Raw genomic sequence first — 14,252 nt, 5'->3', positions numbered from 1 at the left:
CGGTGTAGTAGATCCCACCGGTGCGCCGGGTGACAACGCGCACCGGCGTCATGCTTTCCCGGCGGTCTCGGGAGCCGCGGGCAGGTCGTCGAGGAAGTCCGCGGAGGGCACATGGAAGAGGGTGCCGGTGACCGCGGTGGAGAAGTCGAGGATCCGGTCGTGGCCGGCGTCCGCCGTACCGAGGAACATGTTGCGCAGCATGCGCTCGATGACGTCCGGCGTACGGGCGTACCCGATGAAGTAGGTGCCGAACTCGCCCTGTCCGGGGCTGCCGAAGGGCATGTTGTCGCGCAGGATGTCCTGCTCCTCCCCGTCCTCTCCGGTGACCGTGTTGAGGTCCACGTGGGAAGCTGGCTCCTCCAGTTCGATGTTGGTGGCCTTGGTACGGCCGATGATCCGCTCCTGGATCTCGACCGGCAGCGCGTTCCAGGCGTCCAGGTCGTGCAGGTACTTCTGCACGACCACATAGCTGCCGCCGGCGTGCGCGGGGTCCTCCGCGCCGATCAGGACGGCCCTGCGGGCGGCGGCGCCGACCGGGTTCTCGGTGCCGTCGACGAAGCCCAGCAGGTCGCGGGCGTCGAGGTACTTGAAGCCCTGCACCTCGTCCTCGACGGTCACCGCGTCCCGCAGCCGGTGCATGATCTCCGCGGCGAGTCCGAAGCAGAGGTCGAAGCGGGTGGCCCGGATGTGGAAAAGGAGGTCACCGGGGGTGGCGACCGCGGTGTGCCGGGAGCCTTCCAGGGGCCGGAAGGGATGCAGCCCGGCCGGGCGCGCGTGGTCGAACAGCCGGTCCCAGGCCTCGGAGCCGATCCCCGCGACACAGCTCAGGGCGGCTTCCGGCCAACCGAACCCGAAGCTGCGCCGCAGCGCGCTCAGATCACCCAGCACCTGCCGCACCCGCTCCTCGTGCCCGGGGCGGACGGTGACCACCAGGAAGATCGCGGCGGTGGTCAACGGGCTGAGCACGGGCTGTGGTTCGGCTCCCCCGGTGGGCTGGGGTTCAGTGGTCACCGCGTCCTCCCGATGCGATCGACACTCGGCCTGCCGTACACATACGCCGTGCACGCAAGTCGTACAGGTACGTCGTACACATAATCGGGGTCGGCGGCGCTCAGCCGATGCCGACGCTCCATACGACAACGTCGAAACCGGCTCCCGGAGTGCGCTCACAGAGTGCGGAGGAAGTCCTCGATGTGCCGGGCGACCCGGTCCGGTGCCTCCAGCGGGGTGCCCTCCCCCACCCCCCACACCCTCGCCGGCACCCGCGACCGGGCCCTGCGCCACCTCGGCGAGGCCCTGCCACTCGAAGTGCTCGCCGAGCACGCCCGGGTCTCCCCGCGCACGCTGGTGCGCATGTGGCGGCAGGAGACGGGCGTCACCCCGCACCGGTGGGTGAGTGGCATGACGAAGACGTCGAGTGCCAAGGCTTCCACGGCACGGGAGCGGCTGCTCTCGGCCGCGAACGAGTTGTTCCACGCGGAGGGCGTGCAGAGGGTCGGGATCGACCGGATCATCGAGCACGCCGGAGTCGCCAAGGCCTCGCTTACAACACCTTCGGCGGCAAGGAACAGCTCATCCGCGCCTACCTCGACACCCGGTACGCCAGGATGTCCGCTCGGCTGCTGCGCGCCGTCGACGGCACCGACGATCCGCGGGAGCGGCTGCTGACCGTCTTCTACGCGCAGGCCGCGCTCTTCACCGTGCAGGGCTACCACGGGTGCGCCTTCGTGGCGGCCGGCGCGGAGGCCAAGCAGGGCAGCGCCGTCGAAGAGGTCTCCGACGCCTACCGCGCCTGGGTGCGGGCCCTGTTCGCCGGCCTTGCCCGGGACGCCGGCGTCCCGGACCCCGAGAGCCTCGCCCGCCAGCTGCACCTGCTGTACGACGGGGGCGGCCTGTCCGCGCGGATGGACCGCGACCCGTCGGCGGGCGCGGTCGCCCGGCAGGCAGCCGCCGTCCTGATCGACGCGGCGCTGGCCGCACGTTCCTGAGCCTGAGAGCCCGTTTCCCGAGGCCCGCTCCAGAGAGCGAGTTCGTCGACAACCGCCGTCGGCTGGTTCGGCGGCAACTGCGGCTTCGACACGGCGGTCATCGCACGAGGGCAGGAAAAGGCTTCACCGGCCCCGGAGTTGGGCGCCCGCCACTACCGTCCTCGCGACCGCGGCCAACGCCGACGCCATGGAGCGCCGCGGCAGCGTCGTCATCGATGCCGCCGCGGCGCTCCATGATCCCCGTCAGGTTCCGTCGGGGTCGGAACGGTTCAGCGTCGGCTTGGGCGTCGGCCCGGTCGTCATCAGACAGTCGGCGGCCGAGGTGTCGGTGACGAGGCTGGTGACCAGCCCCGACCTCAGCACCGCGTCGATCGCGGCCGCCTTGCGCTGCCCGCCCGCGATCGCGACGACCTCGGGGATACGGCGCAGCTGGTCGGCCTTGACCGTGATGCACCGTTCCCCCAGGTCGCGTCCGACCCGGCGGCCGTCGGCGTCGAAGAGGTGCGCGGCCATCTCGGCGGCGACGCCGAGCGTGGCGTAGTGCGCACGCTCCTCGTCACTGAGCATGTCGTGCACCGTCGAGATGCCGCGCTCCCAGGAGCCGATGGAGACACAGGCGACCGTGACCTTGTCGAAGTACTCGAAGGCCCGGGCGATGCCGGTCTGGTTGCGCAGCGCGGCCGCGGTGGCCGCGTCCGGCAGCAGCATCGGCGCGTAGATGGGATGGGCGTCGCCGCCGGACACCTGCGCGGCGCGCCGGACGGCCTCGACCGAACCCCGCTCGGAGGTCCCGGCGTCGTACACGCCCGTCAGCTGCACCACCGTGCACGGGGGCAGCCGGTCGAGCGCCGCCGCCATGTGGATGGTGGACCGGCCCCAGGCGAGACCGAGCACATCGCCCTCGTTGACGAGTTCGCCGAGCAGGTCGGCGGCGACCTCGCCGAGGTTCTCGGGGTCGGGGGTCTCCTCCGCCTCGGCCGGGGACTCGACCACGACGGCGTGCCGTAGACCGTAGCGGGCGCGGAGCGCGTCGGAGCGCTCCGCGTCCAGTTCGGCCGGCACACGGATCTCGATGCGTACGAGATCCCTTTCGAGGGCAGTCTCCAGTACCCGGGCCACTTTGAAGCGGCTGACGCCGAACTCCTCAGCGATCTGGATCTTGGACTTGCCCTCGAGGTAGAAGCGGCGGGCCATGGCCGCCGCCTGCACCAGCTCAGCGGGTCCCATCCGCATTGCTGACCGGCCCGCCGACATACCCGACACGGCCATCTCCTCACTGCTGTTCACACTCTGGATACGCCGTTCATCCTTGCAGATCCGGCGCAGTCGATCAGCCCTGATCGGAGCCGTTCACGTTCCCGTACCTCAGTGGTCGCACGCCCACGACGCGACGGCCCTGGCCGCCTCTGCCTGGGTGCGTAGTGCACGTACCGCCTCTGCCGGGTCGTTTGCCCCGTACACCGCCGAACCTGCCACAAAAACGTCGGCTCCGGCGTCCGCGCACCGCTCGATCGTCGTCGCCGAAACTCCCCCGTCCACCTGCAGCCACAACTCCAGCCCGTGCTTGCTGATCAACTCCCGGGTACGGCGGATCTTCGGCAGCATGATGTCGAGAAACGACTGGCCGCCGAAGCCCGGCTCCACCGTCATGACCAGCAGCATGTCCAGCTCGGGGAGCAGGTCCTCGTACGGCTCGATGGGCGTCGCGGGCTTGAGCGCCATGGAGGCACGGGCACCCTTCGCCCGGATCTCACGCGCGAGCCGCACCGGGGCGGCCGCCGCTTCCACGTGGAAGGTGACGGAGGAGGCACCCGCTTCGACGTACTGGGGTGCCCAGCGGTCGGGGGCCTCGATCATCAGATGGCAGTCCAGCGGGGTGTCCGTGGCCCGGGCCAGGGACTCTACGACCGGCACACCGAGCGTGAGGTTCGGGACGAAGTGGTTGTCCATGACGTCGACGTGGAGCCAGTCGGCGCCTTCGACCGCCTTGGCCTCGTCCGCGAGGCGGGCGAAGTCGGCGGACAGGATGCTGGGGTTGATCTGCACGGCCATGCGTCAAGCGTGCCATGCCCTGCCGGGTTCGGGCCGCGTGGGTTCGGGGGTGGTCGGGTTTGCGGGTCATCCGCGGGTGGCTGGGGGCTGGTCGCGCTCACGCGGCGGTGGCCGCAATTCGACACAGCCCCGCGCCCTGACGGGACGCTCCTCAGCCGACGTCAGCCAGTCCTTCGGATCAGCGCCAGGTACATCGCGTCCGTACCGTGCAGGTGGGGCCAGAGCTGCACGTCGGGCCCCTCGCCCAGCTCCGGCACACCCTGCAGCAACGGGCGCGCATCCACCAGTTCCGTCTCCGGGTGCTGCTTCAGCACGTCCTGGACCACCGCGCGCGTCTCCGCGAGATGCGGCGAGCACGTGGCGTACCCGACGATCCCGCCCACCCGCACCGACTCGATCGCGGTACGCAGCAGCGCACGCTGCAGCGGGGCGAAGTTGTCGAGGTCCTCGGGCCGGCGGCGCCAGCGCGCCTCCGGGCGGCGGCGAAGGGCACCGAGCCCGGTGCACGGAACGTCCATCAGCACCCGGTCGAAGGTGCCGGGACGCCACGGCGGCCGCGTGCCGTCGGCGGCGATGACCTGGTACGGCCCCGGATTGCCGTGCAGCGCCTTCTCCACCAGACCGGCCCGGTGCGGCTGCTTCTCCGAAGCAAGAAGTACGGCCCCGCGCTCAGCGGCGAGCGCGGCGAGCAGCGCGGCCTTGCCGCCCGGCCCGGCGCAGCCGTCGAGCCAGGTCCGGTCCGGGCCGTCGAGCGGCACGTTGGCGAGCGCGAGGGCCACCAGCTGGCTGCCCTCGTCCTGCACACCGGCCCGGCCCTCCTGCACGGCCTCGATGGCGCCGGGCTCCCCGCCCTCGCTGAGCCGCACCGCGTACGGCGACCAGCGCCCCGGCACGGCCGCTTCCTCATCGAGCAGCTCCTCGGCGGTGGCCCGCCCCGGCCGGGCGACCAGCGTCACCTCGGGCCGCTCGTTGTCGGCGGCCAGCAGTTCCTCGATCCCCGCCCGGCCCCCGCCCAGGGAGTCCCAGAGTGCCGAGACGACCCACCGCGGGTGCGAGTGCACCACGGCGAGATGGTCTTCGGGGTCCTGGTCGTAGGGGGGCGCGACCTTCGCGAGCCAGCCGTCGAGGTCCTCCTGCGCGACCTTGCGCAGTACGGCGTTGACGAACTTGGCCCGTCCGTCTCCCAGCACCACCCGGGCCAGCTCGACGGAGGCGGACACGGCGGCGTGGGACGGGATCCGCGTGCCGAGGAGCTGGTGGACACCAAGGCTCAGCACGTCCAGCACCGGCGGGTCGACCTCGCGCAGCGGCCGGTCGACGCACTCGGCGATGATCGCGTCGTACGTCCCCTGCCGGCGCAGCGTCCCGTACACCAGCTCGGTCGCGAGGGCGGCGTCCCTCGCGTCGAACTTGTCGGGCCCCTCCTTCTCCCGCGCCTTGCGCAGCAACGGCGGCAGCACGAGGTTGGCATACGCGTCCCGCTCGTCCACGGCGCGCAGCGCCTCGAAGGCGAGGAGGCGGACGGGGTCCTTCTGAGGACGACGGTAGGGCTTGGCGGGCCGGCGCGGCCCCCGGGACTGCTGGCTCACGAAAAAGGTGCTCCGGTCATGGGAATGATGCGACTCCCAGGGTACGCCGCGCACACCGGAAAGCCGCTGCTGAGAAGGGCGGCTCAGTCGCCGAGGGTCTCCCCGGCGCCGATGCGCACGCCACGCGCCCAGTCGGCCGCCCGCATCGGCTTCTTGCCCTGGGCCTGCACCCAGAGCAGTTCCACGGCGTACGACCCCGTCCCCACATGCGCGCTGTTCTTCCCGACGGCGATCTGGGCCGGCGCGAGGTCGGTCCGCTCGGGCACCGGCGTGACCTGGATCAGCTTGAGCCGCTCACCGCGGAAGGTGGTCCAGGCACCGGGGGCGGGAGTGCAGCCGCGCACCACCCGGTCGACCCGCAGCGCGGGCGCCGACCAGTCGACCCTGGCGTCCTCGACGGTGATCTTCGGGGCGAGGGTGATGCCCTCGGCCGGCTGCGGTACCGCCTTGAGCGTGCCGTCCTCGATGCCGTCCATGGTCGCGGCGAGCAGCCCGGACCCGGCGAACGCGAGCCGCGTCAGCAGATCACCGCTGGTGTCGGTGGGCCGGATCTCCTCGGTGACGGTCCCGTAGACGGGCCCGGAGTCGAGACCCTCCTCGATCAGGAAGGTGGACGCGCCCGTGATCTCGTCGCCCGCCATGATGGAGTGCTGGACGGGCGCCGCCCCGCGCCAGGCGGGGAGCAGCGAGAAGTGCAGATTGACCCACCCGTGGGCCGGCACGTCGAGGGCGACCCGCGGCAGCAGCGCACCGTAGGCGACGACCGGGCAGCAGTCCGGCCCGATGACCTTCAGCCGCTCAAGGAACTCCGGATCGCGCGGCTTCTGCGGCCTCAGCACCTCGATCCCGGCCTCCATCGCCCGCTCGGCCACAGGGGAAGCGACCAGCCTGCGGCCCCGCCCGGCCGGCGCGTCGGGCCGCGTGACCACGGCGGCCACCTCGTGCCGCCCGGAGGCGATGAGAGCGTCCAGAGCGGGAACGGCGACTTCGGGGGTACCGGCGAAGACAAGCTTCATGGGCGACTGAGGGCCTCTCGGACGGGACGAACACGGGCAACGCACAAGTCTATGCCGCAACCCGAAACCACCACCCGCGAACCGCAAGCCGCCGACGGCGAAGGCACCACAGGTCGCCTCAGCCTCTCTGCCGGCCCGAACGGGCGGTGCGCGGACCGGAGAGAACACCACAACACTCCGGGTGGTGCACACCCCGGCGCACGGCGTACGCATATGCCCACACGCCCCCACACCGTGACCAGCGGAGCGCCCACGCGTTGGTCAAGAAAGAGTTGACCACAACGGGCCGCATACGCGGCCCATTCCTTTCAACGCCGGTTCGAGAGGCTTGTTCATGGCCGACCACGCAACCCACGACGCCCAGGCCCGGGCCAGCCTGCACTTGTTGGTGCGGGACATCGAGCGGGTCCGCCGGCAGGTGGACGCACTGCGCACCCTCACCGCCCAGTTGGGCAACGTCTACCGCCCGCGCCGCTCCGGCCCGTCCACGGGCTTCGTCGTCTACGGACGCGCCCCCGCCCCGACGGTCCGCCTTGCCCAGGAACTCCGGGACAGCGTCGAAACCCTGGTCACGGCCGCCGTGGACTTCGACCGCTCACTCGGCTTCTCGTGGGACGCGGTGGGCTCCGCGCTCGGGGTGACCAAGCAGGCGGTGCACCGCCGTTACGGCGCCCGTCGCGCCGCGGCCCAGCCGACGCCGGTCGCCGAGACGGAACGGCCGACGGAGCCGTCCGGCAGCCGCACGGTCAACGTGGGCGCCGGCCTGCCCACGGTACCCACGGTCCCGGCCGCCCGCTCCATGCCGACCCAGCCGGTCGCGGGCAGCCCCGCCCTCCGCGACGAGGCGAGGCCAACAGCCTTCCCAGGCCCGCGTAACGGCTGACCCGCGCAACGGCTGACCCGGACAGCGGTTGACCGGACAACCGCTGACCAGAAACAACAGCTGACCGGAAGCAACAGCTGACCAGGACAACGGCTGACCTCAAGGGGCTGCCCCGCCCGCCCTCTGCCCTCCGGGCAAGCGCCCGGGAGGGCAGCCGTCTGCCCGGCCGCCCGTCGTCTCGCCCTCAGCCGATGTCCGGCGGATCGACCCGCACCCGTACGGGCTCCGCACCCCCCCGCGCCATCCGCGCGGCCTGAGCCGTCTTCAGCGCGGCCGCCAGCGCGGCACCGCTCCCGGGCGGCACCCGTACCAACGCCCGCTCCCAGTGCTCCCCGGGCGGCGGCGCCCCCGCCCGCCGAGGCGCCCCGACCCGCACCACGGGCACCGGCACCGGCCCCAACACCTCTGCGTCCGGCGGCAGTTCGGCCGTAGCGAGGAACTCCGCGACTGCCTCCGCCGGCCCCGACACCGCCGCCATCCGCGACACCGGCGGAAACCCCAGCTCGGCCCGCTCGGCGAGTTCCCGTACCGCGTGCCCCACGGGATCCCAGCGCACCAGCGCCTGCACGGGCCGCAGCGTGGGCTCCGCGACGACGACCACGGTGCCGCCCTCGTCCTGCGGCCGCACCAGCGCCCCTGCCGCGATCCACCGCCGCAGCGCGTCCTCACCGGCCCGCAGATCCGGCCGCCCGAGCATCGCCCAGCCGTCCAGCAGCAGGGCTGCCGCATAGCCGCCCTCGGCGACCGGCTCGGCGCCCGGTGTGCTCACGACCAGCGCGGGCGTCTCCGGCACGGTGTCCAGCACATGCTCCCGCCCCGAGGTCCGTACCGGTACGGCGGGAAACGCCCGCCCCAGCTCCTCGGCGGTCCGCCGGGCCCCGACCACCTGGGCACGCAGCCGGAAACCACCGCACTCGGGGCAGTGCCAGTCGCTCTCCTCGCGCCCGCACCACGCACAGCCGAGCGCTCCGGCGTCCCGCGCCTCCAGCGGGCCGGCGCAGTGCCGGCAGCGGGCGGGCGCACGGCACTGGGCGCAGGCCATGCGCGGCACGTATCCCCGCCGGGGCACCTGCACGAGCACCGGTCCGTGCCGCAGACCGTCCCGGACCGCCTGCCAGGCGAGCGTCGGCAGCCGCGCGGCCCGCGCGGCCTCGTCCCGCGCGAGGTCGCTGTCGCCCACCGTCCGCACAAGCGGCGCGGACCGCCGTACCTGTTCCCGCCCGGCGACCAGGGGCCGCGCCCAGCCGTTCTCCACGAGTTGCGCGGCCTCCACCGTGCAGCTCCAGCTCCCCAGCAGAAAGCCGCACTTGTCCAGCGCGGCGCGCAGCAGCAGGACATCCCTCGCATGCGGTTGCGGGGCGTGCTGCTCGCTGTGGCTGTCGTCCCCGTCGTCCCAGACGGCGACGAGCCCGAGGTCCCGTACCGGCGCGAACATGGCGGCCCTCGTTCCCACCACCGCCCGCACCGAGCCGCGGCTGACGGCGAGCCACTGCCCGTACCGCTTCTCGGGCCCGGCATCGGCGGTGAGCAGTGCATGCCGGCCCGGGCCGAGGACATCGGTGAGCGCGGCATCGACCCGTGCGGCGGCCCGCCCGTCCGGTACGACGACGAGTGCGCCGCGTGCCGAGGCGAGCGTGGCGGCGACGGCCCGGGCGAGTTCGTCGCTCCACTCGGGTCCCGGCAGGGCGTTCCACACGGCGCGCGGCGCGCCACCGGAGGCCAGCGCCTCGATGAAGGCGGGACCGTGCTCGTACCGAGTCCAGGAACCGGCGTCCGGTGGGCTCGGCGGCGGCAGCGGTTCGGGCGAGGGCCGCTTCTCGGCCCGTGCGCTGCGTGGCGGCACGGCCAGCTGCAACACGTCCGCGAGGCTCCCCGCGTAACGGTCGGCGACGGCCCGGGCGAGCCGCAGCAGTTCCTCGCTCAGTACCGGCTCGGGCGACACCACCTGGGCCAGTGCGGCCAGCGGCCCCGGGTAGTCGGACTCGGGGAGCCGCTCCACGAGGAACCCGTCGATGAGCCCCCCGCCCTCCCGGCGTCCGTCCCGCACCCGGTGCCGACCGGCTCCGAACCGCACCCGTACCCGCACGCCGGGCTGTGCGTCGGCGTCCAGCTCGGCCGGGACGGCGTAGTCGAAGTACCGGTCCAGGTGGAGCACGCCCTTGTCCACGAGCACCCGCGCGACCGGCAGTCGCTCCGCCAGCGCGGCCCCCCGCCAGGTCCGTGGCTTGGCCCGGGGCACCTTGGCCCCCCGCACGCTCTCCCGGATGAGCGCGAGCTGCTCCGGCGGCGCCCCTTCGGCGCCGCCGCCCCCCTGCCCGTTCTCGCTGCTCACCCTTGCATTCTTACCAAACGCCACTGACAACGTCCGTGCCGCGAAGATTCGTCTCCCTGCCCCGCCAACCGGCCCGCAACGGCCTCGGCTCCTGTGATCACCGGGCGGTGATCACAGGAGCCGAGGTCAGTCGCGTCTGCGGGTCAGAGGCCCGCGGCCTTGCGCAGGGCGTCCACGCGGTCCGTCTTCTCCCAGGTGAACTCGGGGAGCTCGCGGCCGAAGTGGCCGTACGCGGCGGTCTGCGCGTAGATCGGGCGGAGCAGGTCGAGGTCGCGGATGATCGCGGCCGGACGCAGGTCGAAGACCTCGTCGATCGCCTTCTCGATCTTCTCGGCGTCGATCTTGGCGGTGCCGAAGGTCTCCACGAACAGACCAACGGGCTCGGCCTTGCCGATCGCGTAGGCCACCTGGACCTCGCAGCGGGAGGCCAGGCCGGCCGCGACCACGTTCTTGGCGACCCAGCGCATGGCGTAGGCGGCGGAACGGTCGACCTTGGACGGGTCCTTGCCGGAGAAGGCGCCGCCACCGTGGCGGGCCATGCCGCCGTAGGTGTCGATGATGATCTTGCGGCCGGTCAGGCCCGCGTCACCCATCGGGCCACCGATCTCGAAGCGGCCGGTCGGGTTGACCAGGAGGCGGTAACCCTCGGTGTCGAGCTTGATGCCCTCGTCCAGCAGGGCCTTCAGCTCCGGCTCCACGACGAACTCGCGGATGTCGGGGGCGAGCAGCGACTCCAGGTCGATGTCCGAGGCGTGCTGGCTGGAGACGACGACCGTGTCGAGGCGGACGGCCTTGTCGCCGTCGTACTCGATGGTGACCTGCGTCTTGCCGTCCGGGCGCAGGTAGGGGATGGTGCCGTTCTTGCGGACCTCGGACAGACGCTTTGACAGGCGGTGCGCCAGGAAGATCGGCAGCGGCATCAGGGTCGGCGTCTCGTCGGAGGCGTAGCCGAACATCAGGCCCTGGTCGCCGGCGCCCTGCTTGTCGAGCTCGTCCTCGTCGCCCTCGACCCGGGACTCGTAAGCGGTGTCGACGCCCTGTGCGATGTCCGGGGACTGCGCGCCGATCGAGACCGAGACGCCGCAGGACGCGCCGTCGAAGCCCTTCTTCGAAGAGTCGTAGCCGATCTCGAGGATCTTGTGGCGGACCAGCGTCGCGATGTCCGCGTACGTCTTGGTCGTGACCTCGCCGGCCACGTGCACCAGACCGGTGGTGATCAGCGTCTCGACGGCGACCCGGGAGGTCGGGTCCTCGCGCAGAAGCGCGTCGAGAATGGTGTCGCTGATCTGGTCAGCGATCTTGTCGGGGTGACCCTCGGTCACGGACTCCGAGGTGAACAGGCGACGGGACACAACGCTCCCTGGGGTTGCAGCGGCTGCTGGCTGATCATTGGCGGACGACACGGGGAGCTGCGCCCGGCATCGTCCGAGAACAGTTTATCGGTCGTACCTTGCCGTCGGCCCACCTGTCTCGCCACTCGGGAGTGCTGTGACCTGCGGCACAGGCATTCTGCCCAACGGGCGGCGGCGTTGAACAGGGCCCCACACCCTGATGTGACGTCCGGGAAAGTTTACAAATGGCTGAAAAAAGTTAAGCCAATCGAGCCGCCACCAGATCCCACACGATGTCGGCGAGAGCCTCCTTGGGCCCGTGCGGCACAGGCGTCTCACTGCCGTCGGCACCGAGCACCACGGCCTCGTTCTCCTCGGAACCGAAGGTCTTGCGCTCCCCCACCTCGTTCACCACGAGCAGGTCGCAGCCCTTGCGTGCCAGCTTGGTCCGGCCGTTGGCGAGGACGTCGTCGGTCTCGGCGGCGAAGCCGACGATCACCTGTCCGGGCCGCGCCCGGTCGGCCGAGATCTCCGCGAGGATGTCCGGATTCCGCACCAGGACGATCGGCTCGGGATCATGGCCGTCCTTCTTCTTGATCTTCCCGGCCGCGTAGACCGCGGGGCGGAAGTCGGCGACGGCGGCGGCCATGACCACGGCGTCGGCGTCGGCGGCCGCCTTGAGCACCGCCTCCCGAAGCTGTACGGCCGTACCGACCGGGACGACGTCCACGCCGGCCGGGTCGGGCAGACCGGTGGTGTTGGCCGCGACCAGCGTCACCCGGGCACCCCGTGCGGCAGCCGTGCGGGCGAGGGCGTAGCCCTGCTTGCCGGAGGAGCGGTTGCCGAGGAAGCGGACGGGGTCGAGGGGCTCTCGGGTACCGCCGGCGGAGATGACGACATGACGCCCCGTAAGGTCGGGCTCCCGCCCTCCCCGCGCGAGGATGCGACGGCAGTCCTCGAAGATCTCCACCGGGTCGGGGAAGCGGCCCTTGCCGGTGTCGACCCCGGTGAGTCGGCCGACCGCCGGTTCGATGACGACGGCGCCGCGGCGGCGCAGCGTGGCCACGTTCTCCTGGGTGGCCGGGTGCTCCCACATCTCGGTGTGCATCGCGGGGGCGAAGACGACCGGGCAGCGGGCCGTGAGGAGGGTGTTGGTGAGCAGGTCGTCGGCGAGGCCGTGGGCCGCCTTGGCGAGCATGTCGGCGGTGGCGGGGGCGACCACGACCAGGTCGGCGTGCTGGCCGATCCGGACATGGGGGACCTCTTCGACGTGGTCCCAGACCTCGGTGGAGACGGGGTTGCCGGAGAGGGCGGACCAGGTGGCGGCGCCGACGAAGTGCAGCGCGGAGGCGGTGGGCACGACCCGGACGTCGTGGCCCGACTCGGTGAACCTTCTCAGCAGCTCGCAGGCCTTGTACGCGGCGATGCCACCGCTGACCCCCAGCACGACCTTCGGCTTGTCCACCGGGCCTCCACTCGTTGAATCCACGACTCCATCACACACCACAGGCCCGGCAGCATGACTGCCGGGCCTGTGGATAAGTCAACCGCAATCTGAAAATACTACTGCGCCGGGCCTTCGACGGCCTCGGAGGTCAGCAGACCCGCGTTGATCTCGCGCAGGGCGATGGAGAGCGGCTTCTCGTGGACGTGGGTGTCGACGAGCGGACCGACGTACTCCAGGAGACCCTCGCCGAGCTGCGAGTAGTACGCGTTGATCTGACGGGCACGCTTGGCCGCGTAGATCACGAGGCTGTACTTCGAGTCGGTGGCCTCGAGGAGCTCGTCGATCGGAGGGTTGATGATGCCCTCGGGCGCGGTGATGGAAGAGGACACGCTCTGCCTTCCGATGGATGGGAAAGATTCAGTCTGAATGATCAGAGACGATCACACAACGTCCATCAAGGCTAGCAGCTCGCGCGCCACGTCCTCGACGGAGGTGTTGACCAGTGTCTCGTCGAACTCCGGCTCCGCCGCCAGCTCGATCTTGGCCGCGTCCAGACGGCGCTCGATCACCTCGGGCGGCTCGGTGCCCCGTCCGGTGAGCCTGCGCACCAGCTCCTCCCAGGAGGGAGGGGCCAGGAACACCAGCCGACCCTCCGGCATGGACTCGCGGACCTGCCGGGCGCCCTGGAGATCGATCTCCAGCAGCACCGGCACCCCGGACTCCAGGTGCTCCAGCACCGCCTGCCGCGGGGTGCCGTAGCGGTTGCCGGCGAATTCGGCCCACTCCAGAAGCTCGCCGTTGGCGATGAGCTTGTCCATCTCCTCGTCGGAGACGAAGAAATAGTGCACTCCGTGCTTCTCGCCCGGGCGGGGCCTGCGGGTGGTCGCCGACACCGAGAGCCAGACCTCGGGGTGCTCCTTGCGCATATGGGCGACGACCGTGCTCTTGCCGACCCCGGAGGGGCCGGAGAGCACGGTCAGCCGCGGACGTACGTCCGGGGGCTCGGGGGTCGTCCCCCGGAATGTTGCAGCCATGCAGCGATTATTCCAGCAATCGCGGGTTGCCCGGGACGACTGCCCCGGACCGCCCGGTGATCAGGAGCCGGTGCTGCCGAACTCGCGCTCAAGGGACGCGATCTGGTTGGAACCGAGGCCACGCACCCGCCGGCTCTCGGAGATCCCGAGTCGCTCCATGATCTGCTTGGCGCGGACCTTGCCCACGCCCGGCAGGGACTCGAGCAGGGCGGAGACCTTCATCTTGCCGATGACGTCGTTTTCCTGGCCCTGCTTGATGACCTCATGGAGAGAGGCACCGGAGTGCTTGAGTCGATTCTTGACCTCGGCCCGCTCCCGGCGAGCCGCGGCGGCCTTTTCGAGCGCGGCTGCGCGCTGTTCAGGGGTAAGGGGCGGAAGAGCCACGCCTACGTCACCTCGGATGTCGAACTGTCGGATACGGACCGGTGAGGAACCTAGTCGCCCCACACCTGGGGAGCTACGAGCAACACGCTTGCCCGTTCACTCTGCTCGGAGACTAGCGGGCAAGTCCGCCAGAGTCAGCGAGAACAGCGGAAAAGTCCTGGTCAGCCTCCGTCAGGCCAGACATTTCAGACATACT

Annotated in this window: 15 protein-coding genes; 3 read left to right on the top strand and 12 right to left on the bottom strand. The window is 71.4% G+C overall.

Translation table 11 applies throughout. The features are described 5' to 3' along the window. Nucleotides 1–48: 48 nt before the first annotated feature. Complete coding sequence (locus tag ACZ7OO_RS16955; protein WP_471505424.1) at nt 49–1,011, bottom strand: Dyp-type peroxidase; 963 nt, start codon at nt 1,009–1,011, stop codon at nt 49–51. A 155-nt stretch (nt 1,012–1,166) separates the two neighbouring features. Further along, nucleotides 1,167–1,535 carry a hypothetical protein gene (locus tag ACZ7OO_RS16950; protein WP_471505569.1) on the bottom strand — a complete coding sequence of 123 codons (369 nt, stop codon included), beginning with the start codon at nt 1,533–1,535 and terminating at the stop codon, nt 1,167–1,169. Between ACZ7OO_RS16950 and ACZ7OO_RS16945 the strand changes: the two genes are divergently transcribed. Both ACZ7OO_RS16945 and ACZ7OO_RS16940 read left to right on the top strand, forming a co-directional pair. Next, a complete protein-coding gene (locus tag ACZ7OO_RS16945; protein ID WP_471505564.1) occupies nt 1,486–1,668 on the top strand; it encodes a hypothetical protein in 183 nt (60 codons plus the stop codon). The two genes, ACZ7OO_RS16950 and ACZ7OO_RS16945, sit on opposite strands and share 50 nt — an antisense overlap. Then, the gene (locus ACZ7OO_RS16940; RefSeq protein WP_471505422.1) at nt 1,608–1,988 is read left to right on the top strand and encodes a hypothetical protein; all 381 of its coding nucleotides are present in this window, start codon (nt 1,608–1,610) and stop codon (nt 1,986–1,988) included. Before ACZ7OO_RS16945 ends, ACZ7OO_RS16940 begins: the two co-directional genes overlap by 61 nt. 243 nt (nt 1,989–2,231) lie before the next feature. On the opposite strand, the gene ACZ7OO_RS16935 is transcribed toward ACZ7OO_RS16940, so the two are convergent. The 4 genes from ACZ7OO_RS16935 to fmt all read right to left on the bottom strand — a co-directional run bounded on the left by ACZ7OO_RS16935 (nt 2,232) and on the right by fmt (nt 6,645). Then, on the bottom strand, nt 2,232–3,275 hold the full coding sequence (locus ACZ7OO_RS16935) for a sugar-binding transcriptional regulator (RefSeq protein ID WP_471505421.1): 1,044 nt from the start codon (nt 3,273–3,275) through the stop codon (nt 2,232–2,234). 78 nt (nt 3,276–3,353) lie between these two features. Continuing rightward, nucleotides 3,354–4,040, bottom strand: coding sequence for a ribulose-phosphate 3-epimerase (gene rpe / locus ACZ7OO_RS16930; RefSeq protein WP_471505419.1), 687 nt, complete (start codon nt 4,038–4,040; stop codon nt 3,354–3,356). A 161-nt stretch (nt 4,041–4,201) separates the two neighbouring features. Beyond that, the gene (locus tag ACZ7OO_RS16925) at nt 4,202–5,629 is read right to left on the bottom strand and encodes an RsmB/NOP family class I SAM-dependent RNA methyltransferase (RefSeq protein ID WP_471505417.1); all 1,428 of its coding nucleotides are present in this window, start codon (nt 5,627–5,629) and stop codon (nt 4,202–4,204) included. 83 nt (nt 5,630–5,712) lie between these two features. Next, nucleotides 5,713–6,645 carry a methionyl-tRNA formyltransferase gene (fmt, locus tag ACZ7OO_RS16920; protein ID WP_471505416.1) on the bottom strand — a complete coding sequence of 311 codons (933 nt, stop codon included), beginning with the start codon at nt 6,643–6,645 and terminating at the stop codon, nt 5,713–5,715. A 334-nt stretch (nt 6,646–6,979) separates the two neighbouring features. Here fmt and ACZ7OO_RS16915 point away from each other — a divergent pair, with 334 nt between their 5' ends. Further along, nucleotides 6,980–7,528, top strand: a complete 549-nt coding sequence (locus ACZ7OO_RS16915; RefSeq protein ID WP_471505414.1) for a hypothetical protein — start codon at nt 6,980–6,982, stop codon at nt 7,526–7,528. A gap of 184 nt (nt 7,529–7,712) precedes the next feature. Here the strand turns inward: ACZ7OO_RS16915 and ACZ7OO_RS16910 are convergent, their stop codons facing one another. The 6 genes from ACZ7OO_RS16910 to ACZ7OO_RS16885 all read right to left on the bottom strand — a co-directional run bounded on the left by ACZ7OO_RS16910 (nt 7,713) and on the right by ACZ7OO_RS16885 (nt 14,056). Then, the gene (locus tag ACZ7OO_RS16910) at nt 7,713–9,860 is read right to left on the bottom strand and encodes a primosomal protein N' (RefSeq protein WP_471505412.1); all 2,148 of its coding nucleotides are present in this window, start codon (nt 9,858–9,860) and stop codon (nt 7,713–7,715) included. Nucleotides 9,861–10,003: 143 nt separating this feature from the next. Beyond that, complete coding sequence (gene metK / locus ACZ7OO_RS16905; RefSeq protein ID WP_471505411.1) at nt 10,004–11,212, bottom strand: methionine adenosyltransferase; 1,209 nt, start codon at nt 11,210–11,212, stop codon at nt 10,004–10,006. Between the two features lie 238 nt (nt 11,213–11,450). Next, nucleotides 11,451–12,656: a bifunctional phosphopantothenoylcysteine decarboxylase/phosphopantothenate--cysteine ligase CoaBC gene (gene coaBC, locus ACZ7OO_RS16900; RefSeq protein ID WP_471505409.1), complete on the bottom strand. Its 1,206-nt coding sequence runs from the start codon at nt 12,654–12,656 to the stop codon at nt 11,451–11,453. Nucleotides 12,657–12,754: 98 nt separating this feature from the next. Beyond that, a complete protein-coding gene (gene rpoZ, locus ACZ7OO_RS16895) occupies nt 12,755–13,027 on the bottom strand; it encodes a DNA-directed RNA polymerase subunit omega (protein ID WP_003982715.1) in 273 nt (90 codons plus the stop codon). Nucleotides 13,028–13,078: 51 nt separating this feature from the next. Beyond that, complete coding sequence (gene gmk / locus ACZ7OO_RS16890) at nt 13,079–13,672, bottom strand: guanylate kinase (RefSeq protein WP_352223691.1); 594 nt, start codon at nt 13,670–13,672, stop codon at nt 13,079–13,081. Between the two features lie 60 nt (nt 13,673–13,732). Then, nucleotides 13,733–14,056 (bottom strand): integration host factor, encoded by a 324-nt coding sequence (locus ACZ7OO_RS16885; protein ID WP_003977346.1) that lies wholly within the window; start codon nt 14,054–14,056, stop codon nt 13,733–13,735. Between the last annotated feature and the right edge of the window lie 196 nt (nt 14,057–14,252).

The organism is Streptomyces sp. NPDC111744 (genome assembly GCF_055634995.1).
This window is presented reverse-complemented; position numbering and strand designations above follow the sequence as displayed.